This window comes from Taklimakanibacter deserti (assembly GCA_003574785.1).
This window is the reverse complement of record QORU01000033.1, coordinates 1-1669: the sequence shown is the minus strand read 5'-3', so window position 1 is coordinate 1669 and position 1669 is coordinate 1. Positions and strand designations below refer to the sequence as shown.

General features: G+C 63.9%; 2 protein-coding genes. Both read left to right on the top strand.

The window, feature by feature from the left end; all coding sequences use genetic code 11:
- The first annotated feature begins 223 nt into the window (after positions 1-223).
- Positions 224-1489 (top strand): IS110 family RNA-guided transposase, encoded by a 1266-nt coding sequence (locus tag DS839_RS35750; protein ID WP_119275343.1) that lies wholly within the window; start codon positions 224-226, stop codon positions 1487-1489.
- Positions 1461-1669: hypothetical protein (locus DS839_RS37120; RefSeq protein WP_368912115.1), on the top strand; the 209-nt coding region annotated here is incomplete at its 3' end. The genes DS839_RS35750 and DS839_RS37120, both read left to right, overlap by 29 nt.

Here is a 1669-nt window from a genome sequence, read left to right as displayed (position 1 = left end):
CCCTCCCTGTACCCTTCTGGTGTCCTGTGCCGGGGATTAGACTGGCAGGACGGGTCGCTCTGCCGGGAGCCACCAAGCCCTCCGCGTTGCTGCGAGCACCAGGAGAGGACATGTGCCTCGGCGGAGTGGCCGCGACGAAGGTCCAGTGGGAGGTTGCGCCTCGAGCGCCAGTACAGGGATCGACATTGGTCGCGGCCGGCCCGCAAGCCAATGGAGGAAGGCCATGATCGAGGACTTCGATGGTTATGCCGGGATCGACTGGGCGAGCGAGACGCATCACGCCTGTGTTGTCGATGGTGCGGGCCGGATGGTTGGCGAACGGGATGTTAGCCATGGCGGCAGCGGTCTGGCGGAGCTGTGCGATTGGCTGGTCGCGACGACAGGAGCCTCGCCGGATCGGCTGGCGGTGGCGATCGAGACATCGCATGGACCGGTGGTCGAGATGCTTCTGGAACGCGGCTTTGCGGTTCATGCCATCAATCCCAAGCAGCTTGACCGCTTTCGCGACCGCTTCACGATGGCGGGAGCGAAGGACGACAGCCGCGATGCCTATGTGCTGGCGCATGCACTCGTCACCGACAGGCAAGCCTATCGCCGGCTCATGCTCGACGATCCCCTGATCATCGAACTGCGCGAGTGGTCGCGTCTGGTCGACGACCTCAGAGACGAGCGCACTCGGCTGGCCAACCGGATGCGCGAGCAGCTATGGCGATACTATCCACAGATGCTCGAGCTTGTTGATGACGATATTGCAGCCAATTGGCTGCTCGAGCTCTGGGAGGAGGCGCCGACCCCGACTAAGGCGGCGCAGACACAGGTTGGAGCCATTGCCCGGATCCTCAAGGTGCATCGCATCCAGCGCTTCGATGCGGCCGAGGTTTTGCGCATCCTGCGCCAGAAGCCGCTTGTTGTCGCCCCGGGCACAGTCAAGGCGGCGAGCGGCCATATCCGCATCCTCATCCAGCGCATCCGCCTGATGAGCCAGCAGAGAAAGCAAGCTCATCGCAGGCTCGATGAGCTGTGCCGGACCCTGGAGCAACAGCCGGACGGGGAGGAAGAAGCCGACAATAGACCCGAGCAGCGTGACGTCACGATCCTGCGCTCCTTGCCGGGAATCGGCAGGATCATTCTCGCCACGCTGCTCGCTGAGGCCTGCGAGGCTCTCAAACGCAGAGATTACCATGTCCTGCGCGCTCTGTCCGGCCAGGCTCCCGTCACCCGCCGCAGCGGCAAAAAATGCATCGTGCTCAGACGCTACGCCTGCAATCGCCGGCTGGCGAACGCCCTCTATCATTGGAGCCGGGTCGCCGTTCAGCACGATCCGGTCAGCCGCGCGCGCTATGCCGCCTTGCGCCAGCGTGGCCATAGCCATGGCCGTGCTTTGCGCACCGTCGGTGATCGCTTGCTGGCGCTTGCCTGCACCCTGCTCGAGCGTCAGGTTCTCTTCGATCCGCATCATCATGACAAAGACCGGGCTGCCGCTGCATGACCACATCCCTTTGTTCGACCGCAATGACCATCCCTTCGTCCCGACCTACTTCAAGGCAGAGCGCCGCGCGCAAGTGCTGTCCAGGATGCCGCCAAAGGCGGCACCGGCGAAGCTGGCGCGAAGCGTCCTGGACAGTGCGAGCACGGCGCTACAATCGACAATCACGGAACCTTCTCGTCC